Source organism: Streptomyces sp. SCPE 10, assembly GCF_051980735.1.
In the GTDB taxonomy this organism is placed as follows: domain Bacteria; phylum Actinomycetota; class Actinomycetes; order Streptomycetales; family Streptomycetaceae; genus Streptomyces; species Streptomyces misionensis.
Genome location: NZ_CP197069.1, coordinates 6,803,404 through 6,826,764, shown reverse-complemented (window position 1 = coordinate 6,826,764; position 23,361 = coordinate 6,803,404). Strand labels below are relative to the sequence as shown.

Annotated in this window: 15 protein-coding genes and 1 pseudogene; 7 read left to right on the top strand and 9 right to left on the bottom strand. The window is 71.6% G+C overall.

Going from position 1 to position 23,361, the window contains the following annotated elements; genetic code table 11:
* Positions 1–321: 321 nt before the first annotated feature.
* Together ACSP97_RS31255 and ACSP97_RS31250 are read left to right on the top strand one after the other, a co-directional pair.
* Positions 322–1,776, top strand: coding sequence for a flavin-containing monooxygenase (locus tag ACSP97_RS31255; RefSeq protein WP_440555351.1), 1,455 nt, complete (start codon positions 322–324; stop codon positions 1,774–1,776).
* A 521-nt stretch (positions 1,777–2,297) separates the two neighbouring features.
* Complete coding sequence (locus ACSP97_RS31250) at positions 2,298–3,263, top strand: alpha/beta hydrolase fold domain-containing protein (RefSeq protein ID WP_440555349.1); 966 nt, start codon at positions 2,298–2,300, stop codon at positions 3,261–3,263.
* Between the two features lie 150 nt (positions 3,264–3,413).
* On the opposite strand, the gene ACSP97_RS31245 is transcribed toward ACSP97_RS31250, so the two are convergent.
* Genes ACSP97_RS31245 through ACSP97_RS31235 form a run of 3 tightly spaced genes read right to left on the bottom strand, consistent with a single transcriptional unit; the run spans position 3,414 to position 9,782 of the window.
* Positions 3,414–4,976 carry a long-chain-fatty-acid--CoA ligase gene (locus tag ACSP97_RS31245; RefSeq protein ID WP_355526945.1) on the bottom strand — a complete coding sequence of 521 codons (1,563 nt, stop codon included), beginning with the start codon at positions 4,974–4,976 and terminating at the stop codon, positions 3,414–3,416.
* Positions 4,973–9,472, bottom strand: a complete 4,500-nt coding sequence (locus ACSP97_RS31240; RefSeq protein WP_440555347.1) for a type I polyketide synthase — start codon at positions 9,470–9,472, stop codon at positions 4,973–4,975. The genes ACSP97_RS31245 and ACSP97_RS31240 overlap by 4 nt, the downstream gene beginning before the upstream one ends.
* 25 nt (positions 9,473–9,497) lie before the next feature.
* Complete coding sequence (locus ACSP97_RS31235) at positions 9,498–9,782, bottom strand: acyl carrier protein (RefSeq protein WP_440555345.1); 285 nt, start codon at positions 9,780–9,782, stop codon at positions 9,498–9,500.
* Positions 9,783–9,916: 134 nt separating this feature from the next.
* Between ACSP97_RS31235 and ACSP97_RS31230 the strand changes: the two genes are divergently transcribed.
* Both ACSP97_RS31230 and ACSP97_RS31225 read left to right on the top strand, forming a co-directional pair.
* Positions 9,917–11,371, top strand: coding sequence for a CoA transferase (locus ACSP97_RS31230; protein WP_388316167.1), 1,455 nt, complete (start codon positions 9,917–9,919; stop codon positions 11,369–11,371).
* A gap of 51 nt (positions 11,372–11,422) precedes the next feature.
* A complete protein-coding gene (locus ACSP97_RS31225) occupies positions 11,423–11,980 on the top strand; it encodes a carboxymuconolactone decarboxylase family protein (protein ID WP_355152804.1) in 558 nt (185 codons plus the stop codon).
* 189 nt (positions 11,981–12,169) lie between these two features.
* Here ACSP97_RS31225 and ACSP97_RS31220 read toward each other — a convergent pair.
* The 3 genes and pseudogenes from ACSP97_RS31220 to ACSP97_RS31210 all read right to left on the bottom strand — a co-directional run.
* A pseudogene (locus ACSP97_RS31220) lies at positions 12,170–12,321 on the bottom strand (IS5/IS1182 family transposase); the annotation flags it as partial.
* Positions 12,322–15,630: a type 2 lanthipeptide synthetase LanM family protein gene (locus tag ACSP97_RS31215; RefSeq protein WP_440555341.1), complete on the bottom strand. Its 3,309-nt coding sequence runs from the start codon at positions 15,628–15,630 to the stop codon at positions 12,322–12,324.
* A 102-nt stretch (positions 15,631–15,732) separates the two neighbouring features.
* Complete coding sequence (locus ACSP97_RS31210; RefSeq protein ID WP_355152807.1) at positions 15,733–15,960, bottom strand: mersacidin/lichenicidin family type 2 lantibiotic; 228 nt, start codon at positions 15,958–15,960, stop codon at positions 15,733–15,735.
* 530 nt (positions 15,961–16,490) lie between these two features.
* Here ACSP97_RS31210 and ACSP97_RS31205 point away from each other — a divergent pair.
* Positions 16,491–17,468, top strand: coding sequence for a helix-turn-helix domain-containing protein (locus tag ACSP97_RS31205; protein ID WP_355152809.1), 978 nt, complete (start codon positions 16,491–16,493; stop codon positions 17,466–17,468).
* 115 nt (positions 17,469–17,583) lie between these two features.
* Here the strand turns inward: ACSP97_RS31205 and ACSP97_RS31200 are convergent, their stop codons facing one another.
* Positions 17,584–18,534 carry a quinone oxidoreductase family protein gene (locus tag ACSP97_RS31200; RefSeq protein ID WP_355526957.1) on the bottom strand — a complete coding sequence of 317 codons (951 nt, stop codon included), beginning with the start codon at positions 18,532–18,534 and terminating at the stop codon, positions 17,584–17,586.
* A gap of 72 nt (positions 18,535–18,606) precedes the next feature.
* Here ACSP97_RS31200 and ACSP97_RS31195 point away from each other — a divergent pair, with 72 nt between their 5' ends.
* Positions 18,607–19,275 carry a TetR family transcriptional regulator gene (locus tag ACSP97_RS31195; RefSeq protein WP_355526960.1) on the top strand — a complete coding sequence of 223 codons (669 nt, stop codon included), beginning with the start codon at positions 18,607–18,609 and terminating at the stop codon, positions 19,273–19,275.
* A gap of 379 nt (positions 19,276–19,654) precedes the next feature.
* On the opposite strand, the gene ACSP97_RS31190 is transcribed toward ACSP97_RS31195, so the two are convergent.
* Positions 19,655–20,731, bottom strand: a complete 1,077-nt coding sequence (locus tag ACSP97_RS31190; protein ID WP_358269741.1) for a BTAD domain-containing putative transcriptional regulator — start codon at positions 20,729–20,731, stop codon at positions 19,655–19,657.
* 183 nt (positions 20,732–20,914) lie between these two features.
* Here ACSP97_RS31190 and ACSP97_RS31185 point away from each other — a divergent pair, with 183 nt between their 5' ends.
* Complete coding sequence (locus ACSP97_RS31185; protein WP_440555337.1) at positions 20,915–22,249, top strand: helix-turn-helix transcriptional regulator; 1,335 nt, start codon at positions 20,915–20,917, stop codon at positions 22,247–22,249.
* A gap of 50 nt (positions 22,250–22,299) precedes the next feature.
* Here ACSP97_RS31185 and ACSP97_RS31180 read toward each other — a convergent pair whose 3' ends face one another.
* The gene (locus ACSP97_RS31180) at positions 22,300–23,340 is read right to left on the bottom strand and encodes an LGFP repeat-containing protein (RefSeq protein ID WP_440555335.1); all 1,041 of its coding nucleotides are present in this window, start codon (positions 23,338–23,340) and stop codon (positions 22,300–22,302) included.
* Positions 23,341–23,361 lie beyond the last annotated feature (21 nt).

The following is a 23,361-nucleotide window of genomic DNA, read 5'->3' as shown; positions in this document are numbered from 1 at the left end:
GCCGCAGCCTCGTTCCGCATTCCCCTCGGGGGTCGGATCCGGGAAGTCGGTGCCGCGTCAGCTCCGTGTCAGCGCACTGCGCCAGAATATTCCCTGCGCATACCCCGCACAGAAGGCCGACAGAAGGTCGAAGAGAGCGCTGTCAAAGCGCTCCACGGAGCCTTCCTTTTCCGAGTCGGCGAGGGTTTCTTTTCCGTTTTCTTTTCTATTGCAATTACTTCCGGTGAATCTTCTGATCGATTCATCAGTCGTTCTTCAGCCGTCGATCAGCACATCTGGTCAGGGTGGAGCGGCGGAAGAGACCCTACGAAGGGGATGGGTATGGACGAGGACTTCGAGATCGTCATCATCGGCGCCGGGATGTCGGGCCTCGGTATGGCCGCCCGTCTCAAGGAGGCCGGCCGGCAGGCGTTCACGGTGCTGGAGAAGGCCGCCTCGATCGGCGGGACCTGGCGCGACAACACGTACCCCGGCGCGGCCTGCGACGTGCAGTCCCACCTGTACTGGTACTCCTTCGGCGAGCAGCCCGACTGGAGCCGCACCTACGCCGGGCAGCCGGAGATCCTGCACAACCTCGAACGGTTCGCCGAGAGCCAGGACCTGATGGAGCACATCCGTTGCGGCACCGAGGTCACCCACGCCACCTGGTCCGACGAGGACGGCCGCTGGCTGCTGCGCACCGCCCGCGGCGAACAGGTGCGGGCCCGTGTGCTGATCACCGCGTGGGGCCAGCTCAACCTGCCGGCCTGGGCGGGCATCGACGGGGCGGAGCGCTTCACCGGCACCCAGGTGCACACGGCCCGCTGGCCCGAGGACTTGGACCTGACGGGCAAGCGGGTCGCCTGCATCGGCAGCGCGGCCAGCGCCGTCCAGCTGGTGCCCGCCATCGCGGCGGACACCGAGCGGCTGACGGTGTTCCAGCGGTCCGCCAACTACCTGCTGCCGCGGCAGGACAAGGCACTGAGTGACGACGAGCGTGCCGAACTGCTCGCCCGGCCCGACCGCTACGCCGCGCTGCGCGAGCGCCTCTACCACGAGCGCGACGGCTGGGCCGCCGGCCTGCGCGACGACGGCAACCCGGTGCGCGACGAGTTCCTGCGGGTGGCGCGGGAGCACCTGGCCGCGCAGGTCGCCGACGAGCGGTTGCGCGACCGGCTCACCCCCGACTACGCCTTCGGCTGCAAGCGGGTGCTGATCAGCGACGACTATTATCCGGCGGTCTCCCGCGAGAACGTCGAGCTGGTCTGCGAGCCGATCACGCGGATCGAGCCGGAGGGCATCAGGACCGCGGACGGACGGCTGCACGAGGCCGACGTGATCGTGCACGCCACCGGCTTCCAGCCGCTCGACCGCACCGGCGGGGCGGAGATCGTCGGACGGAACCTGCTGACGCTGCGCGAGGCGTGGAAGGACGGCCCCGAGGCGTACCTCGGCGTGTCGGTCAGCGGCTTCCCCAACATGTTCATGCTCTACGGCCCGAACACCAACCTGGGCCACCACTCGATCCTGTTCATGGTGGAGTGCCAGATCGACTACGTCCTCAAGGCCCTCGGCTCCCTCGACGCCGACCCGGCGCGCACCCTGGACGTCGCTCCCGAGGTGCAGCGGCGCTACAACGAGGAGCTCCAGCGGGACCTCGCGGGCACCGCCTTCGCCGCCGGCTGCGCGAGCTGGTACAAGACGGGCGACGGGCGTGTGGTCAACAACTGGCCCGCCAGCATCGAGGCATACCGGGAGCGCACCGCCGTCTTCGAGCCGCAGGACTACACCCGCTAGGGCCTTTCTTCCGGATCAGGTCGGCTCGGGTCGGCGGTGCCTTACGGCCGACCCGAGCGGGGGCTGGTGCGTGCAGATGCAAGGCGGAGGAGGGAGTCGACGCGATGGGGGTGCCCCCGCGCGAGCGAAGCCGAGCGTGGGGGAATCGGCGAGTGACGACAACGCCGCAGATGTGCGTGCCAGGCTCCGCGACCCCGGCACGGCCGCCCACGGCCGTCGACCCCCGGCGGCAAAGGCGCCATCCGCCCCCGCGCCGCATCCGTCAACTCACCACGACCCAACACGAGATCAATCATCAGACACGTCCGAGGCGCCTCCCGTTCGGCTCCCGGTGGGGTCGGACAGGACTCCGGGCCCGCCGCGGCCGCGTCGCGCTCGGCACTCTCGAGCGGTGGCAACGCCCCGGTGCCGCACGGGCATTCACAGCCGCCGCACGCCGGTGTCGCCGGTGCCGCCGGTCCGGCCGCGTTCCCCGCCCCGGGCGACGTCCCCTCGTTCCGCTTCCGGGAAGGACACAGACCATGGCCTACGACATCGACCCCGAACTCGCCGCCGCGCTGGCCGCCCTGCCCAAGGCCCCGAACGGCGCCCTGCTGGACCTGTCCGACATCCCCGCGTGCCGCGCGCGGGTGGCGGCGGCCGAGGAGTGGCTTCCCGCGCCCGACGCGGACCCACGCGTCAAGACCGAGACGCTGCACCTCGCCCGCGCGGACGGGAGCCTGCTCGATGTGCTGCTGTTCCACCCCGGCGACGCCGACCGGGCCCGGCCGGCCCTGGTGTACTTCCACGCCGGCGGGCAGGTCCTCGGCAGCGCCCACGACCGCACAGCCCGCGCGTACGCCGCCGACCTGGCCCTGCGGCTCGACGTCGTACTGGCCGCGGTCGACTACCGGCTGGCGCCGCCCACCCCGGCACCGGGCGCAGCCGAGGACGGCCACCTGGCATACACGTATCTCGCCGCGCACGCCGCCAGGCACGGGATCGACCCGGACCGGATCGGGCTCGCGGGGGCGAGCGGCGGCGGGGCGGTCGCGACGGCCGCCGCGCTCATGGTCCGCGACCGCGGTGAGCGCCGTCCGCGGCTGCTGTCGCTCAACTACCCGATGCTGGACGACCGCAACGAGACCCGGTCCAGCCACGAGATCGTGGACCTCGGCGTGTGGGACCGCCGGGAGAACCTGCACGCCTGGGCGGCCGTGCTGGGTGAGCGGGCGGGAGCGCCGGACGTGCACCCGTACTGCGCGCCCGGCCGCGCCACGGATGTCGCCGGTCTGCCGGACACCTTCATCGCCGTCGCCCAGTTCGATGTCTTCCGCGACGAGAACATCGCCTTCGCGCAGCGCCTGATCGCCGCCGGCGTCCCGGTCGACCTGCACGTCTACGCCCACGCCTACCACTCGTGGGATGTGTTCGCCCCCCAGTCGGCCCTCACCCGGACCTTCGAACAGACCTGGCACGCCTACCTGCGCCGCCACCTCCACGGCTGATCCCGGTCCGCGCCTTCCAGCACGTCTTCCGCCCCGGACGGGACTCCGTCCGGGGCGGAAGGCGTCAGGGCGCACAGCGACCGGGTTCACTGACGCCGGCCCGCCCCCTGACCGAGGGGGCGGGCCGGCGTCGTACGGGAGGGGTGGCGGTCAGCTCCGCGCGGTGGTGAGTTCGTCGCGTACCGCCCGGCGCAGCACCTTGCCGCTGGGGTTGCGGGGCAGAGCGTCGGCGAAGTCGTACGACGTGGGCATCTTGAAGTCGGCCAGCCGGCCGCGCAGGAAGAGGTGCAGGTCCCTGGGGCCCGCCTGCCGGCCCGGTTCCAGCACCACCCGTGCGTGCACGGACTCGCCCCAGCGCTCGTGCGGCAGGCCCACCACGGCGGCTGCGGCCACCGCGGGGTGCTGGGCGAGGGCGTCCTCGATCTCCTTCGGGTACACGTTCTCGCCCGCCACGATGATCATGTCGTTGACGCGGTCCCGGACGTAGAGGTAGCCGTCCTCGTCGAGGTAGCCGGCGTCCCCCATGTGCACCCAGCCGTCCACCACGGTGCGCTCGGTTGCCTCGGGCAGCCGCCAGTAGCCGAGCATCCGGGCGGGGGTGCGAACGCAGACCTCGCCGACCTGCCCGGTGGGCAGCACCCGGCCCTCGGGGTCCTCGATGCGCACCTCGATCCCCGGATAGGGGCGACCCGCCGCGCGCAGCCGCGGACTGCCCGGGACATGGTCGGCAGGCGGCAGGCAGACGGCGAAGTTGCCGGTCTCGCTGCTGCCGTAGATCTGGAGGAAGTCGCAGTCCATGATGTCGATCGCCCGGCTCAGCAGGTCCTCGCCGATCGGCGAGCCGCCGTAGACGAGCTTGCGCAGCGAGCCGAGGGCGCCCTTGGCGGCGGCCGGTTCGAGGAGCATCAGCTCCAGCATGGCGGGCGCCACGATGCCGGTGGTGACCTTCTCCTCCTCGATCACACGCACCGCGTCGGAGCTGATGAAGGCGGGCAGCGAGACCACGGTGGCACCGGCGTTGAACGCCTGCATCGCGTAGGAGAAGCCCCCGATGTGGAAGCCCGGCAGGCCGATCAGGCTGCGGTCGCCGGGCTTCCAGTCGAGCCAGTCGAGGCCGTTGTCGTCCATCGCCTCGGCGACGTTGAAGAAGCTGCGGTGCGGCAGTACGACACCCTTGGGCAGCCCGCTGGTGCCGCTGGTGTAGATCTGTACGACGGGGCTGTCGCCGTCCGCCGGTGCCTGCTCCCCGGTGGCGGACACCGCGTCCTTGCGGGCGGCCAGGGACTCGGCGCCCGCCGCGTCGGCGTCCAGGCACAACAGAGTGCGCAGCGTGGACAGCCCCTCGCGCACCTCGGTGGCCACCGGCAGGTGCTCCTGGTCCACGAAAAGCACCTCGGTGGTGGAGTCCCGCAGGATGTGGTCCACCTCCTGCGGGGTCAGCCGCCAGTTGACGGGGACCAGGACCGCGCCCGTCCGCGCGCAGGCGAAGGCCAGCTCCCAGTATTCGACGGCCTCCTTGCCGAGGTAGCCCACCCGCGAGCCGGGTACCACTCCGGCCGCGCGCAGCACCTCGGCCGTGCGCGCGCTCTCCCGGTCCAGCTCCCGGTAGGTGAGGGCCCGTCCGGCGCACAGGACGGCCGGCTGATCGGGCCGGAGGTCGGCCTGGAGGGCGATCACTTCCCCCAGGGTGCGCGGTCGCGTCGCTGTGGTCATCGGTGTGCTCCCGTTCCCGCGTCGTGCGCCGGCGCCTTGGCACCGGACAGCAGTTCGTCGATGTATGCGCTGAGCAGGTCCACGCCGGGCCGGTCGAAGGTGACCGACGCGGGCAGGGTGATCCGGAAGGCCGCCTCCAGCGCGTTGCGGATCTCGACCGCGTTGAGCGAGTCCATGCCCAGGGCGGCCAGTTCGGCATCGGGCTCGATGTCGTCGGCCGACTCGAAGCGCAGGACATCCGCGAGCCGGGCCCGCACGATCGCGTTGATCCCGGCCGAGCGGGCGGCCCCCGGCTCCTCGGACAGGGCGTCGACACCGCTCGGCACGCCGTCCGCACCACCGTCCGGGACCAGCTCCGCGAACAGCGCGCTCGGCGCCCTGCGGGCCACGAAGCGCTTCCAGTCGCAGCGGCCCATGAGGACCTGGGCGCGCCCGGCGTCCAGCAGCGCGGGCAGCGCGTCGGTGGCCTCGTCCTCCTCCAGGAGCGTGATGCCCTGGCCCTCCCAGCTGCGCACCAGGGAGGAGCTGAGCTGCCGGCCCGGCTCCCGCGGCGCCCACGGGCCCCAGTTGACGGCCGTGGCGGGCAGTCCGGCACCGGCGCGCTGGGCCATCAGATGGTCGAGGAAGGCGGCCCCCGCGCCGGCACCGGTCTGGGTGGCGGCGCCGAACAGCGCACCGGCCGTGGAGCAGCCGAGGAAGAAGTCCAGCTCGGGCAGGCCGGCGGTGGCCTCGTGCAGCAGCCAGGCGCCGTAGACCTTCGCCTGGAAGGCGGCGTCCAGGTTCTCCCAGGTCTGCTGGGCGAGCGGCAGGTCCCGCGCGGCCTCCTGAGCAGCGTGCACGACTCCGCCCACCGGGGGCGCGGTGGCGGCGAGTTCGGCCAGCACGCGGGTCACGTCCGGCGCCGAGCCGAGGTCGCAGGCATGGACCTGGACCGTGACGCCGTCGCCGAAGTCCGGGGCGGGGCCGCCGGTGCGGCTCAGCAGGGCCAGATGGCGGGCGCCGAGGGCGACGAGGCGGCGGGCGAGGGCCCGTCCGACCATGCCCGTGGCACCGGCCACCACATACGTGCGGTCGGAACGGATCGTGCGGGGACGGGAGTCGGCGGGCACGGGGCCGGCCGTGCGCAGCCGTCGTACCCAGCGCCCGCCGTCACGGTGGACGATCTCCAGTTCGCTCTCCCCGGCGGCCGACCACTCCGCCACCAGACCGGCGCCGCCGTCGCTTCCGGGCTCCAGGTCGACCAGGGTCACCCGGTAGCCGGGGAACTCCGCGCCCAGGGCGCGGCCGAAGCCCCACAGGGTGGCCGCGGCGGCCGGTTCGACGCCCTTGTCGCCGGGCAGGTACTGGGCGCCCTCGGTGACCAGCCACAGCCGCTGACCCCGGCCGAAGCCCGAGGTGGCCAGGGTGTCCAACACCGCGAGGAGATCGCGGTAGTTGGCCTCGGACTCGGCGCGCAGCCGCGCCGCGGCCGGCCCCGCGCCGTGGTGGGCGCGCCACAGCCAGCACACGTCGGTGGGCGGCTCGCCCGCCAGCGCCCCGGCGAGATCCGCGGGGCCGGATACGACGTCGAGGGTGACGCCCTGCGCGGCGGCGGCCTCGGCGAGCCCGCGCGGCAGCCGGTCCGTGCCCCCGGCGACGACGACCCGCCGGCCTTCCCGCCGGGTGTCCGGCAGGGGCTGGGGGACCCAGTGCTGCTCGTAGAACAGGCCGCCGTCCGCGCCCTGGTCCGCGCCGGTCCGTTCCGCCTGCCAGGCGGCCTCGGCGGCGCGGCGCTGCGGGGTGGGCAGCCAGTACCGCTTGCCGTCGAAGGGGTACGACGGCAGGGGGACCCGGCGGCTCGGGGCGCCCTGGTGGTAGTCGGCCCAGGAGACGGTCACGCCCGCCTCGTACGCCTTGGCCAGGGACCGGCGGATCATGTCGCCGTCACGGTCGTCGCGGAAGGTGCTGCTCAGCCAGACGTGGTCGGCGTCGACGGCCGACGCCCTGGCCAGCGCGGTGAGCGCGCCGGACGGGCCGATCTCCACGAAGACGTGCCGCCCGCGCCGGTCCACCGCCTGCACACCGGCCTCGAACTGCACCGGTTCGAGCAGGTGCCTGATCCAGTACTCGGGGTCCGCCATCTGCCGGCCGCGGGCCACGCGTCCGGTCACGTTGGACACCAGGGCCATGCCCGGCGTGCGGAACTCGACGCCCGCGAGCACCTCGCGGAACTCGTCCACGATCCGGGCCATCAGCGGCGAGTGGTACGGCACCGCGCCCTTCAACGGGGTGAATTTCACTCCGCGTTCGGCCAGCCTGCGGCCCGCGTCCGCCAGCGACTGGCTGCCGCCGGTGAGCAGGCACTGGCCGGGGCCGTTGACGGCGCCGATGGTGAGGTCCGGGTAGTCCTCGACCAGCGGGGCGATCTCGGCGGCGGGCGCGCCGACCGCGGCCATGCCGCCCTCGCTGCGCACCGCCTCGCTCAGCCGGCCGCGGGCGGCCACCAGCCGGGCGCCGTCCTCCAGGGAGAACAGCCCGGCGACGGCGGCGGCGGCGAACTCGCCCAGGCTGTGGCCCATCAGCACCGAGGGGCGCACGCCCCAGGACAGCCAGAGCCGGGCCATGGCGTATTCGAGGCTGAACAACGCGGGCTGGAGGTAACGGGGTTCGTGGATGCGCTCGGGCCGCGCGCACTCGCCGCGGATCAACGCGCCGAGGGGGACGCCGAGCAGCGGGGTGAGGATGGCGTCGCACTCGTCCAGTGCGGCGCGGAAGGCCGGGTACTGCCGGTAGAGCGCGGCGCCCATGCCGGGATACTGGGTACCGGTGCCGGAGAAGAGGAACGCCACCTTCGGGGCGCTCGCCGAGCCGCCGCCGCGGGTACTGCCCGCGGCCAGGGACTTTGCCCGCCGGCCCAGGGCCCGTACAGCGTCAGTCCGGTCGCCCACCACCTCGGCGATCCGGTAACGGAAGTGCGCCCGGCCGGTGTTGGAGGTGTGGCACAGGTCCGCGAGCGGGATTTCGGGGTGGCGCTCCAGGTGGTCGAGGTAGCGTTCGGCGAGCCGGCGCAGCGAGGTGCGGCTCTTGGCGGAGAGGGTGAGCACGGCGCTCGGGCGGGCGTCGGCGGGGGCCTCCCCGGCGGGCGCGGGCGGTGCCTCCTCCAGGATGACGGAGGCGATGGTGCCGGTCACCCCGAACCCGTTGACCATCGCGCGGCCGGGGCCGGTGCCGGGCCAGGGGCGGCACTCGGTCGGCACGGCGACGGGAGCCTCGTCCCAGGCGATGCGCCGGGAGGGGGTGACGAGGTTCAGGTGCGGGAAGACCGTGCGCTCCCGCAGCTGGAGCACCGCCTTGATGAGCGAGCCGACCCCGGCCGCGCCCTCCATGTGCCCGATGTTGGTCTTCAACGAGCCCACCAGCACGGGCCGTTCCCTGGTGTGGGACTTCGCGAACACGTCGCTGATGGCGTCCATCTCGGTGGGGTCGCCGAGCGCGGTGCCCGTGCCGTGGGCCTCGACGTAGTGGATGTCGCCGGGGGTGAGGCGGCAGCGGGCCAGGGCGGAGCGCATGACCTGCTCCTGGGCGGCGCCGTTGGGGGCCACCAGGCCCGCGCTCTCACCGTCCTGGCCGACCGCGGAGCCCCGGATCAGGGCGTGCACGGTGTCGCCGTCGCGCAGCGCGTCGGAGAGCCGCTTGAGGACCAGCACACCGCAGCCCTCGGCGCGGGCGTAGCCGTCGGCCCGTTCGTCGAAGGTCTTGCACTGCGCGTCGGCGGACAGTACCCCGCCCAGCTTCAGGATGGTGTGGTTCTGCGCGTTGTGGATGACGTTGACGCCGCCGCTGAGCGCGAGCGAGCACTCGCCGCCGCGCAGGGCCTGCACGGCGAGGTGGGTGGCCGTCAGCGACGAGGAGCAGGTGGTGTCGACGGTCATGCACGGTCCGCGCAGCCCGAGGAAGAACGACATCCGGCCCGAGACGGCGCTGTGGCTCAGTCCGGGCGCGAGGTAGCCGTCGAGGTCGGCGGGGGCGAGGTCGGTGGACTCGAAGATGTAGTCGAGGGTGGTGACGCCCATGAACACGCCGGTGTCGCCGTGCCGCAGCGAGGTGGGGTCGATGCCCGCGTGCTCCAGCGCCTCCCAGGCGGTCTGGAGGGCCAGCCGCTGCTGGGGGTCGATGTAGGGGGCTTCCTTGGGGGAGACCGAGAAGAAGGCGGCGTCGAAGCGGTCGACGTCGCGGACGAAGCCGCCGCGCGGCTGGTCGTCGTCCGCCGTGTCGTCCGGGGCCATCTGGCGGCGCTCGTCGGCCGGCAGCGGCCCGATGCCCGAGCGGCCCTCGCGCAGGAAGTCGGCGAAGGTGTCGACGTCGTCGTTCCCGCCCGGAATACGCAGTCCTATGCCCACGATGGCGATGGGTTCGTATTTCTCGCGTTCCAGCGCGGCGAGCGCTTCCTCTTTGCGCCGCAGTTCGGCGCGTACGGCGGCCAGCTCGGCCGCTGCGGGATTCGGTGTGTCCGACATTTATTCCCTCCGGTCAGGAAAAAGATCAGGAGCACAGATGGTCGATCAACTGACCGGCGGTCGGATGGCCGAAAAGGGTGGCCGTCGAAATCTCCCGCCCCAGTTTCCGCTCCAGGGAAAGCTTCACCTCGCTCAGCCGCAGGGAGGTGAGTCCCAGGTCGAAGAAGCCCATGTCCAGGGCGAACTCCTCGCGGTCGGTCATGAAAAGAGCGCTCTTGAACTCCGCCACCACCAAGTCCTCGATGAGTTCCCGGCGCTCGTGCTCCGGTAGGTGATCGAGTTCCTCCACGGCGGGGAAATCATGCGACATCCACGTCACCGCCTCTCTGCGAATCGACTGCTTCAGAGCAACGGAACCAGCCCTTCCTGATAGTGAACTGATAGCCGGCTGATGATAGCGACCGATCGGTTTGCAGCCTTCCTGACGGTGCTATGTTTTCGGGCATGGAAGAAAACGAATTCGATCTGATCGGTGAATTAGACAGGACTCTCAAGTCGCTCGGCCTGTCGCGTGATGACGCGGTCAGCGAACTCGTCGTGCGCGGACAGGATCCGCTGGTGCCGTCGACCATCCGGCTGGGCTCGGCCATGGGCATCGCCCTGCTGTCCGCCGCCGTCGGCACGGCGCAGATCTGGCAGCGCGCGACGGGCCGCCCGCAGCGCCTCGGACTGGACCTCGCCCAGGCGGTGCACCAGCTCACGCCCTACCTCGGCGGCGGCAACACGCTGAACGGCTACGGCTCCAACATGGGCAGCGTGCTCGGGCTCGGCGGCGGTCTCGCCCCCGCCCTGTGGGACCTCTACCGCACGGCGGACGACCGCTGGGCCATCCCGATCGCCTGCTATCCGAGCACCCGCGACGCCTTCCTCGACATGCTCGGCACGGCGCACACCCGCGAGCACATCGGCGCAGCCGTCGCGAACCGGGTCTCCTGGGACCTGGAGGAGGAGGCGGCCGCCCGCGGCGTGCCCCTCGCGATCGTGCGCAGCCGGGAGGAGTTCCTCGCCCACCCGCAGGGCAAGGCCGTGCTGGACGAGCCGCTGGTGGCCGTCGAGCGCGTGGGCGACGCCCCGCCGCGTCCACTGCCGGTCGGTGCCCAGCCGCTGTCCGGTCTGCGCTCCCTCCAGTTCACCCACGTCTTCGCGGGCACCGCGGCCGGCCGGGTCCTCGCCGAGCAGGGCGCCGACGTGCTGCACGTGTGCGAACCGAACGCCTTCGACCACGACCTGTGCTGGAACGAGACCGGTGTCGGTCTGCGCTCGGCCCGGCTCGCCCTGGACTCCGACACCGACGGCCGGCGCACCTTCGAAAGACTGCTGCGCACCGCGGACGTGTTCATGCACAACCACCGGGCCGCCAAGATGGCCCGGCTGGGGCTCGGCCCCGAGGAGTGCGCCGAACTCTCCCCCGGGCTCATCCATGTCTCCGTGCGCGCCTACGGCCACAGCGGACCCTGGCAGGAGCGGGGCGGTTTCGACCAGCACGCCCAGGCTCTGACCGGGGTCAACTGGAGCGAACGGCAGGACGGGCGCCCCCAGTTGCCGCCCGGCCGCATGCTCAACGACTACCTGGCCGCCTACCTCGTCGCCGCCGGCGTCATGAGCGCGGTCCTGCGCCGCGCCGAGGAGGGCGGCAGCTACCAGGTCCGGGTCTCCCTGGCCGGCGTCTCCAACTGGGCCTACCAGCTGGGCACGTTCACGCGCGAGCAGAGCGAGCGGCTGCTGCCCGCGGCACCGCTGCCGGGGCCCCGGCGCCTCACCCGGACGACTCCTCTCGGCGAACTCTCCCTGGTGGCACCGCCGGTGTCGCTCAGCGAGACGCCGCCCGCCTGGCGCGGCCCGCTGCTGGTCCCCCGCGGTTCCTCACAGCCCCACTGGCTCGACGACCGCACGTTCTGACCCCCACCGGGGCAGCCCACCCCGGCCCTTCCCGCCCCAAGGAGAGACACGATGTCCCGGATCCCCTGCCTCGACACCGAGGCGCTGCCCGAATCCCTGCGCTCGCTCAGCCAGGGGCGCATCATCAACGTGTACCGGACGCTCGGGCACGCGCCCCGGTCGGTCACGCAGATCGCCCGGCTGGGCGCCGCGCTGTTCGCCGACGCCAGCCTCGACGCGGTCGACCGCGAACTGCTCATTCTCACCTACGGCACCGTTTTCGAGGCCGAGTACGAGTGGGCGCAGCACGTGCCCATCTCACGGGCCGCGGGTGTCACGGACGACCAGCGCGCGGCCCTGCGCGCCCGCCGGTACGACGCCGACGTCTTCACCCCGGCCCAGCGGGCCCTGGTGAGCTTCGCCGCCGCGGCAGCCGCCTCGCCGGCGGTGGACGACGCCCGGTACGAGGCCGTCAGCGCCCACTACTCCGAGGAGCAGATCGTCGAGACCCTGGTCCTGGCGGGCTTCTACTTCCTGCTGGCGCGCGTGTGCACCGTCCTGGACGTCGAGATCGACGCGGCGGAGAGCGACGAACTGGTACGGATGGCGCAGAGCATGCACGCCAGGTGAGTCGCCGGGCCGGGCCGGTTGCCGCGAGCTGGGGCAGGCCGGGGCGCGGCACGCCGTCCCGGCCGGCCGGGGCGGCAGCCACACCACCGGGTCGGCGGTCCCCGGACCACCGGAGGCTCCGCGGGTGGCTCCGCGGCGGCCGGTCCGGGGCACGGCGCCCGGTCGGTACGACGGACGGTACGGCGCGAGGCGGCGTCGCGGGCCGCGACGGGAGCGACGGGCCGAATGCCGCGGACCAGCGGGATGAGAGCCTGGCTGTCGTGGACGTTGGCGGCGGAGATACCGACCGACAGGGGCAGGCCGACTCCGTGCCCCCTTGGAGGCCGGGTCGGTTGGGGCCCTCACACGGACGGTGGTTCGAAGGTGAGCACGGACGGGATGCGTTCCCTTGCTGCAAGGCGGAGAAGCCCGTGCCCGATTCCAGCGATGCCGGTCAGCAGGCCTGGCGTGCTCAGTCCCTCGGGAACGCCGCACACCGGACCGCGTTCGTCGAGCGTCACGCAGACGGCGTGGGCTATGCGGTCGGCCAGCCTGCGGCCGGGGGCGCTGTCCAGGATGTCTGCGGCCGTGGCCACGAACTCCAGGTTCCCGAGTTCGCCGTGGCAGAGCGACAGGTTGCGCACTGTCATCTCCCCGGAGGCCGGGTAAGCAGCCCGTGTGGCGTCCAGGGCCATGGTCAGATCGTCGACGGCGGGTTTGGACAGGTGGAGATCGTCCACAGCGGACAGTACGGCACGGGCCAGGCCGATGCCCGGGGCTCCGTGACACCATGCCGTCATCGTGGTGTTGCGGCTGCGCGGTCGCAGGTCGGGCCAGCGCCGCAGCTCGGGGTCGTGGAGGGCTGCCTCATAGCGGAGGGCTTCGCGGATGATTTCGCGATACCTCCCGGTGTGCAGGGCCTGCGAACACCGCGAGAGCGCGAGGACGATCCCGGAGGCGCCGTGTGCCATCCCGCACAGCGGGCGGTCCCCACCGGCTGACGAATGCCACCCCATGCCCGTGTGCTGCAGGATCCCGGCGGATGCGATGGCGTCGGCGCAGCGGGTCATCAAGTCAGCGAGTGAGCCGCTGCCGAGCAGATGGTACGCGCTGGACAGTCCGAGCAGGGTGCCGGCGAGTCCGTCGACGACGTCTGGCGCGCTTGTCTGATCGATGGTGCTTTCCAGGCGCGGGGCAAGGTCGCTGAGTAGTTCCGCGAGGGCGTCGTGCTCTCCGGTGGCGGCGGCCCAGTGAGCGGCGAAGTAAAGTCCTCCGTCGACCTCGCCCGACAGCCCGAGGGCGGGGACGCCGGGAGGCGGGGGCGGCAGTAGGCGGCATTGTCGTGTCCGGCGGGCAAGCGAGCGCGCCACCAGGGAAGCGGCCTCCTGGTATCGGGCCGTGTCGGTCACGAGGCCGAGCTGGAGAAGGAACAGTGCGATGCCGGGCGCGCCCGAGTACAGGCTGCCGGCGGTAGGCGTCAGTCGCCATGCTGATGTTCCGACCGGTGTGATGCCCAGCCAGCCGATCTCGTCGCCGGCCCTCAGCGCGGTGGCCAGGAGCTTGTCCCCGATCGCCTGGGCATGGGCGAGGGCGGTGTGTGGTGCCGGGGCATGGTCGCGGCTGGCAACGGTGTGAACCGGCCAGGAGGCGTTCAGGTCGTCGGTGGCCGCACAGGCGAAGGCCGATTCGATCACCCATCGCTGGTGCAGCAGATCGGCGGTCGAGAGTGCGCGCAGCCGGTCGTGGACGGCCTGGAGGCCACTGGTCTCGAGGGCGTCCCCGATCACCGTGCCGTCCCCGCCCTGCAGTTCGCGCCCGCTCACCCGGCTCGTGAACAGGGGAATGTCTCCTTGGGCCAGTTGGCGTCGCTCGCTGGCCGCGATGTCGTGACCGCGTTGATAGGACCGGTAGCGGCCCAGCGTGCGGTCGAGGTAGCGGTCCCGGTGGACGGCGTTGCGCAGGAGGTTGGGATGGTAGCTGTCCCACAGCACCGTGCTGTACGTCTGGGTCGCGTCGAGCACGCGCCGCACGATGTCGTTTTCGAAGCGCTCCAGCGGACCTCCCTCTCCGGAGAGTTCGGTCTTCCGTTCGAGGAGGATGCGGTAGAGGTCGGTGAAGCCGTCAACGATCTCCGACACGAAGTGGACAGGATTGATCGGGCTTCCGTCCAGCAAAGGTGCGTTGGGAGACGCTCCCATCGGCACGCGCCGGTGGACGATATGCATCGTGTCCGATCCGGGGTCGGCCCACACCGGAACCTGGTCGGAGGACAGCTGGCCGGCACGATAGTTGATGCCGGACAGGTCCGTGGTGCTGTGTTCGGCGGCGCTGAACCGTACGACCGGATTCGGCAGCAGGCCAGTGGCGAGCACGGTCGACGTCATCAGCCGTCCGGCCAGCTCGTCATCCGCCCCCGCAGCGGTGCGCAGCTCTGCTCCGAACAGTGCTTCGAGATCGACCAGGTACGGGTGTTCTCCTGCTGCGATGACGTTCTCGAAGTGGAGGTCGGTAGCGCGCAGAACGTACGCCAGGGCGAGGTAGCCACCATGGCGGCGGTAGAAGCGGGCCGTCTGGCGGCGGTCCGAGCAGCCGGACGGCGCGACGAACTGCGACCAGCCGTGATCGTCACGGCTGACGATGTCCAGCGTCGCGAACCCCGGCTCAAAGCCGGCAGCGTTCGCCCACCGCAGCAACTCCTGGAAGTGCCGGTCGAGGTGGAGGGAGCGCGGCTTGTAGACGACCCGGTGCCCGCCGGCGAAGGTGACGACGCCGACCGAGCGACCGCCGCGATGCCCATCGCCCGCCTCGAAGCGGGCATCGATCGGTTGGCGGTCCACCGCGTCCGGCACGAGGTGGCCGATGGCGGACAGATCGGCGCACAGGTGGGCGCAGAACTCCAGCCGGGCGGCGACCCAGCGGTCGAGGAGCACCGCACATTCCCGAAGCAGCACGGGGTAGGCCTGCCACAGCGTCGACGAGTGCCGGGGGTTGCTCAGCCTGGCCACGAAGTCAGCGAAGCGTCCGACGTCGTCTGCTCCGGCGAGGGTGCCGCGCAGGCGCGCGATGTTCAGTTCGAGCAGGAGCACCCGGATCACCAAGCGGGTCAGCGCTCGCCGTGGCCACGTCCGGGCCAACAGCGCGCCCAGATGCTCGCCGTCCAGCGATGAACCTGTGGATCGAACGGTGTCCCGCACCCCTGCTACCAAGGCATCGGTCGCACGGTTGAGTAGCGGTCGGACGAGGTCGAGCAGCCGCTCCAACTGTTGCTGCCGGGGGTCCTGCGGCTGCTCCGGCCGAACGGACGCCCCAGCCGTGAACGCGGCGTCCGGGCCACCGACCAGTGGCAGGCCGTGCAACTGTTGCAACCACCCGGGCGGACTCGTGAAACGCTCGCGGACCTGCTCCGCCTCCTCGTCGCACAGGCGGATGAACTCCTCGGACGTCAGTTGCCGCCGGTGCAGGATCTCAGCGAACAGCTCGTCATCGGAGTAGGGGTAACGGGCCCGCCACCTGGCCGTTGCCGATTCAATTCGGGTCGTCGGCTGCATCGACTCGCTGGTCGATGCCGGCCTTCCGGCAGCGACCCGTTCGTCCAGGTAAGCGGCCAGGAACCAGATACTGGCGTTGCTGTCGACTCGAGCGGCCGAGGAGGGGCGGGTTCCGAGAGTCATCGAAGTGTCCCTGTGACGTGTGCGACGGAACGAGCTACTGGTGCGGGGAACGTGCCGTGCGGACCGCCGACGGCAGGCGGCCCGGACGGCACGGGCCGTCGATCAGGCGCAACAGGCGTCAGAACTGTCTCCGAACGTGAAGAAGCACGAGCCGAGGCAGACGACCGACACGGTGCTCGCCTCGATGGCGTGGGTGCCGTTGAACGAGATGATCTCCTGGAACTCACCGGCCGGGTTGGCGGGGATCTGCTGCCGCTGCTCCTCGGACAGCGAGTCGCGGAATGTCTCGTCGGTCCAGGCTCGGACTATGGTCTCGGTAGCGACGGTCATGTATCTGCTCCTTCGTGTGTTCGGGGTCCCCTTGAGCACAGGGCGGTTGCTGCACGACGTTGCAGTTCCCAACCCCTTGCAGGGAAGATGATGGTGTTGCTCGATTCCGACCGCTGAGTGGCGCCCTCTCAGCGGCTTCGAACTGCTACCGCTGAGAGGCGAGCACGACGGAACGATCCGGCTGGCCGTCTCGGGACCAACACCGACCGGGGACACCACACGCGGCGCCCCCGGCCAACTGGCCGAGGAGCCCTACGCCGCCCCTCCCAGCACGGCGCTGGTCAGCTGCAGTTGACCTACTTGTTGGACTTCCTGGTTGCTCCAGCACCACTGCCGGCTTCAGCCGCGTTGTCTGGTCTGAGCATCGTTTCGTCACGGCGTCAGCCGTGTCATGAGCACACAGCGCACTCAACTTGGCGCACAACGCACTTCCACGGGTCACCGCTCACCCAGGATGATCACATGCCGTGACGGGCGGACAGGTCCGCCTAGGATCCGTCCCACCTGGCGGCACCAACTCAGAGGACGTCATGCCGACCACCGTGCTCGACACCGCTCACCTGCCGGCCGCCGACCGGGCGGCGGCCTGGGTGGCGGCCACGGGACGAGCTCTGATCACCACCCGCACCACCTTCCTCGAATCGGACCGGCTCAAAGCCCGGATCCAGGCCATGGCCCTCGGGCCGGTCCAGCTGTCGGTGATGGCCTACACGCCGCTCGCGTCCCAGCGCACCGCGCGGCTCATCCAACAGTCCGATCCGGAGATGTACCAGCTGGCGCTGACCCTCAGCGGACAGCAGAGCATCGAACAGGCCCGGACGTACTCGTCACTCGGTCCCGGTGACTTGCTCCTGTACGACAGTTCGCGGCCGTTCGCCGCCACCGCGGGTCCGAACCTTCCGGGAGCCCGGGCCATGTTGTTGCAGTTCCCCCGGCGCCTGCTGCTTTTACCGGAGAAGACCGTGGCACCACTGTGCGGAGCGGCCCTCGACGGCCGGGCGGGTGTCGGCTTGCTCCTGCGACAGGTGCTGACCGGGCTGGCCGACACGCACGCCGATCTCACCTCCGCCGACAGCGCCCGGCTGGGCGCCACGACCATCGATCTCACGGCAACCCTGCTCGCCCACCACGCCGACCAGCAGAACCTGGTACCGGCAGGCCCACGGCAGCGCGTGCTGTTCGAGCAGATCAGCGCGTACATCAACGCCCACCTGCACGATCCCGGCCTCACGCCGGGCACCGTGGCCGCAGCCCACTTCATCTCCACGCGCTACCTGCATCGCATCTTTCAGCAGCACGGCACCACGGTCGGCGACACCATCCGGCAGCAACGCCTCACAGGCTGCCGACGCGACCTGGTCGACCCCGCTCACCGCACCGTTCCCATCGCCGCCATCGCCATGCGATGGGGCTATCCCAGGCCGTCCGACTTCACCCGCGTCTTCCGCACCGCCACCGGCATGACCCCCGGCGAATACCGCGCCGCCGGCACCAGGGACGGGCACTGAACTTCCACAGCGCCTCCAGCAAGCCCAGCCCCGCGTGGAGCAGCTGCTTCACGGGCGCTACTCCCCATGTGGATGGCACCGAAGAGGGAAGGCCGGTCGGGGGTGACCGGCCGTCTCAGGGATGCAGGGTGATCTTGCCGAACACCCGGGCCGATTCCAGACGTTCGTGTGCGCGGCGCGCCTCGGCGAGAGGGAACTGCTCGTCGACGACCGCCCGCAGCGCACCATGCGCAGCCAGCTCGAAGAGTTCGGCCGCCGTCCTCCCCACCGTCTCCGCGTCGACGGAGTTCAGACTGAACGCGATGAGTGTCGGCGAATCGTGGTACGCGGCCAGGATACCGGCGAAGAGGTCGGGCGTCGGTACACCCCCGGCCGAACCTACCAGCAGATAGCGGCCGTTGGGCCGCAGGGTCGCGATGTACCGGCCGAGGTCGGCTCCCGAGACCGGGTCCACGATCACGTCGTAGGTGTATTCGCTGCCATCCTGTCCTGCGTGGCGGTCCAGGACGTGAGCGACACCGAGCTCCCTCAGGCGCTCGGTGCGCTCGGGTGCGGAAGTGATCGCGGTCACCTCGGCCCCGGCCAGCGTGGCCAGTTGGGCGGCCATCAGCCCGATGCCCCCACCGGCGCCCCTGACCAGCACCCTCTCGCCCTCCTTGATGCGCGCCCTTTCCAGGCCCAGCCTCGCCACCAGCGCGTTGACCCCCAACGCGACGGCCTCTGCGGCACTGAGTCCTTGCGGGACGGGTACGGTGTCGGCCGCATCGACGGCAACGGTCTCGGCGTAGGCCCCGCCCTGCGACCACAGAAAGACCCGCTGACCGGCCCAGCGCTCGTCCACCCCCTCGCCCAGGGCGGTGACCACACCGGCCGCCTCCAGGCCCGGGATGAAGCCCGCTTCGGCCATCGGCCCGTAGTCCCCGTTGCGAGCCATGACATCGACGTAGCCGACGCCCGCGGCCTCCACCCTCACCAGCACCTGGCCGGGGCCGGGGTCGGGCTCGGGGCGGTCGACGAATGCGAGCACCTCGGCGCCCCCGAACGACGGCACGATGACAGCCTTCATGAGCACAGCCTCCAAGAAGTGGCACTGAGTGGCATGAGCGTACCAGTGGCAGAATTTTGCTAGGCTGGCCGTATGGCTGGTCCCCTTCCGAATTCGGCGTCCCAACCTTCCACCGGGCTGCGGGAACGCAAGAAACAGCAGACCCGGGAAGCACTCGTCGACGCGGGTCTGCGGCTCTTCGTGGAGCACGGCTTCGCCGAGACGACACTGGACGAGGTCTGCGCTCAGGCCGAGGTCTCCAAGAGGACGTTCTTCCGTTACTTCACCAGCAAGGAAGACCTCGCCCTCGATCCCAGCCATGAACTCTGGTCGACGTTCCTCGGCGAGATGGAATCCCTGCGGCCTTCCGGGGGCACCGTCTTCGAAGCACTCCAAGAGGTCCTGCTGGCCGCCTTGGACAAGATGACCGCTCCCCGCTGGGCAGAGCGCATGGCGGCCTGCCGGCTCCTCGCCGAGGTTTCACCATCGATCACGGCACACAACCTGAGCTTTTGCGACCGCATCAGCAGCGAGGCCTGCAAGACCCTCTCCGCCCGGCTTGCCCTGGCCGATCCCGAGGACCTCCGCACGCGCCTGGCCCAGGATCTCCTCGTCGCCGCCTTCCAGTCCGCCGTGGAGCGGTGGGCGCACGCGTCGGGCCGCAAGACCGCTCTCGGCCTGCGCACCCGGCTGCAGCACGCACTCGCCGCGGCGGCACAGGTCACCATCTACGCGGGCACTCCCGCACACGCAGGCGGATGAAAGACGGGACGGGTCGACGCCTCCCGCCGTGACTTCCGATCCGGACGCCCCGCCTCTTCTCGTCGTCCCACGTGGCTCGCCGACCGGGCGTGCCGTGAACTGCCCGGCTGGACCGGGCGGCGGGCGGCGGGCGGCGGGCGGCGGCTCAGCGTCCGCGTCCAGTCCCGCCGCCGCCCGATCAGCCGCCGAAGCGACCATGACCGCCGGCGGCGTCCGACTGCCCGTCACGCTCGCCGGTCACCCGCGCGAGCGTGGCGGGGCCTGACGGCCGGCGGGGCAGAGATCGACGGCGGCGCGGGTCGGGGGGTGCGGGTCGTGTCGGCGCCAGACCGCGCCGGCAGCGGTTCCTCGGCGCGCTCACGGTCGTCCGCCGCCCCGTTCACGCCGCACCCGCCCGGCCGCGGCCCGGGCCGGTGTCCTCCCCGAGCAGAGCCGCCCGCCGGGCCCGAAGGAGCACGTCGCCCGGGGGGACGCCGAGGTCCTCGGCCAGGTGCCGGGCGATGCGGTCGAAGACAGCCAGGGCCTCGGCCCGCCGGCCGTCGCGCCGCAGCGCGTGCATCAGCATCGCAGCGACGGGTTCGTTCAACGGCTCCTTCAGGGCCAGGGCGGACAGCTCGGTGATCGCCTCCAGGCGCCGGCCCAGCCTCAGCTGCCAGTCCGCCTTCCGCTGGGCCAGGGCGACCCTGTGTTGCGCGAGCCGCAGCCGCTCCGACTCGGCGAACGGCCCGGGCAGTCCGGCCAGTGGCTCGCCGCGGAACAGTTCCAGCGCCTGGGCGCACAGCCGTACGGCCGCGGGCAGGTCGCCGGTGCGTTCGGCCTCCTCGGCCCGGGTGACCAGGTCCTCCACGCACAGGGAGTCCACCTCGGCGATGCCCTGGACCAACCCGTATCCGTACCGGTCGCGCCGGATCACCGAGTCGGGGCGCTCACCAAGGCGCAGGATCTTGCGCAGCCGGTAGACGTAGACCGGCACGACGTTGCCGCCGGGCATCTCCCTGCCCCAGACGTCCTCCAGCAGTCGCCGCCTGCTGACGGAACGGCTCCGGCTCAGGGCCAGCGCCGCCAGCACGGCCTGCTGCCGCACGGGGCCGACGTCCACGGGCCGGCCCGCGAGGGTCGTCCGAAGTGGGCCGAGCAGCGACACCCGCAGCCAGGGACCGGACGCGGCGCCAGTGCGGCGTGCGACGGCGGTCGCCGGCACCGGCCTGCGGGGTCCCTGGCCGGGCACGACCAGGCCGCAGTCGAAGGCGTGCACGATCGCGGCGGCCCGGTCGCGCAGCCCCAACTTTCCCAGGACGCGGCCGAGCCGTTCGGCCACCACCTGCTCGGGCAGGACCAGGGCGGCGGCGATCTCGTCGTCCCCCAGGCCGCAGCCGAGCGCGTAGAGCACTTCGCGTTCCTCGGCGGTGAGACCCGTGACGCCCCGGTCGCACCGGCCTGCGGTCCTCGTCGGCATGGCCACTCCCCGTTCTCCGGACCGGTCGATCCCCGCACCCGGTCGTTCACGTCGATGCGGTCGAGGCTGGCCGTCGTGCGGGAAGTGTGGACAGAGCATTCAACCGGCCATATGTGACCGGTGCCCGCGCTGGAGTCCCGACCTGCGGAAACGGACAACTCCAGGGGGGAAGGGCCATGACCTGTGGCCGGTGAGTTCGGCGCGGTGCTGCGTCGACTGCGCGAGAATGCGGGACTGACCCAGGACGAGCTGGAGCGGCGTGCCGGTGTCAGTGTGAGCACCATCCGCGGCCTGGAGACCGGCAAGCGCGGCAACCCGCGGATGACCACGGTGCGGCAGCTGGCCGACGCGCTCGCCCTGCGCCGCGAGGAGCGCGAAGAGTTACTCCGTGCCGCCGTCCCGGGGCGGCGGGCGGCACGGACGCCGCCGGCGAGGCGGAGGCGGGCGAGGGGCGAGCGTCCGAAGCGGTCGTGGTGCCGCCTGCGGTGCCGCTGCCGGCGCCGGCGCCGGCGGCGCGGGGTGCGCTGGCCGGCGAGCGCCTGGCAGCCGGTGCTGAGGAATGTGCGTGAGCCTTCGCCGGACGGATCGCCGACCCCGCTCGCCACGGTCCTGTCGACGCCTCTGATGATGGCACTCGCCCGCACCGTCTACAGCGACACCCCGGACCACGATCCCGCCGAGCTGCTCGACATCCCCGGCAAACAGGAGTTGGCGGAACACCTGCCCGACAACTTCTTGCCCACCGTCTACCTTCGCGCCCGCCCGGGCGCGCGCGGCTGGGACCCCGAGCGCGTCCAGCGCTGGCTCGGCCATCTCGCCCGCCATCTGACGGAGTCGAGAACTCCGGACCTGGCCTGGTGGCGGCTCGGCCACGGCCTGCGCCGTTCCCCCCGCACCCTCGTCACCGCCCTGGTCACCGCGCTGGTCATCGGGCTCGTCGACGGCGTCATGTCCGTCGGCTTCAGCGGCTCGGTGATCGGCGGCGTTCTGGACGGGACGATGTTCGGCCTACTGGCCGGTCTCCTGTTCGGGCTGGTGCGCTGGTTCACGTACACGGTCACGGGCAAGGGCCTGCGGCCGTCCGCCGTTCGGCTGCGCATCCGCGGCCGGCCGGAGACCACCACGTGGCGGGCCGGTCCCCGGCTGGTGATCGGCACCCTGGGCGGTGCGCTCTTCGGCTGCGTCTACGGGTTCATGGTCGGCCTGCTGCGCGCGTTCAGCCGGCACTTCGGGCTGTCGACCGCGCTGGAGATCGGGCTGGTGGACGCGAACGTCTTCGGGCTGATCTTCGGCGGCGCCGCCGGGCTCACCTTCTGCCTCCTCGAAACGCCCCTCGACATCGTCTCCGCCGTCAGCCCGGGCAGCGTCCTGCGCACCGACCGCCGAACGGTGCTCACTCAACTGTGTTTCCGGGCACCCGTGTTCGGCACGGCGGTCGGATTCGGGGCCGGGGCGGTGTACCAGTTTCGCCACGCCCGGCTGCAGAGCCGTCTCGCGCAAGGCCGCCGGCGAGGGTGAGCCGGCGGCCCCGAGGAGGTGGCTGTCGAGCGATGTGCCGGTAGTGCGGGTCAGTTGTCGGTGATCCAGGTGCCCTTGTCGGCGCGCCAGTGGATGGTGGCGTTCTGGAACCGCTGCATCCGCCCGCCGCCGGCCTCGTCCGTCTCGTCCGTCGTCGGATACCCGAGGACGGACTCATGACCGCCCGCGTGGAACGCGTCGTAGATCGCGTCATGCACGATGTGCGTACCCGTCGACGGCGACCACAGGAACAGGCCCCGCTCGAAGAACTGGTACCGCCCCTTCGTCCCGTCCGGCGCCCGCGACGCGTCCGCCTCGTCCATCGTCGGAAAGCCCCAGCGCCGCTCCGCGTCCGTCGCCCAGAACTTGGACAGGATGTCCCCGTACACCGCGTACGCCACATCCGGATGCCACAGGATGATCCCCTTTTGGAAGAGTTGGAAGCGCCCGCCGAGCGAGGCCGCCTCCTCGGCCCGGACCGGCGCGCCGAGGACGCCGCCCGTGCCCCCCATACCGTCGTACTTCGCCCCGATCGTGCCGTAGGGCTGGAACGCCTCGTCCCGCAGCGCCACGGCGGTGCCTTCGGCCTGGTCGTAGCGTTCGGGGTAGGCGGAGCGCTGGACGGCCTGGGCGAGCTGGCCTGCGGTGCTGCCCTCCATGCCGGGTTCCATCTGCTCGGCGACCTCGAAGAACGTCGACGCCGCGTAGTCGACGTCCAGGACCTGTTCGGGCGATCCCCAGCCCTGCGAGGGGCGTTGCTGGAAGACGCCGAGGGAGTCCCGGTCCCCGCAGGCCAGGTTGTTCATCCGGGACTCGACCCAGCCGGTCTCGAACCCGGCGAGCATGACCTTGGGGGACACGTTCATGCGCTGGCCGACCTCGTAGACCTTGCGGGTGACCGCGATGTCGCGCTGCGCGGGGATGTCGCAGTACGCCGTGGCGGGCGCGGCGTTGCCGAGGGGGCCGGGTATCTTCGCGGCCCTGGTGCTGTCGGCGCTCGCCGGGCCGGCGCCGAGGACGGTCAGAACCGTGAGGGCGGCGAGCAGGACGGTACCGCCAGCTCTCGCGCGGTGTAAGCGGACTGTGTTCACTTGTCTCTTCCTGTGGGGGCG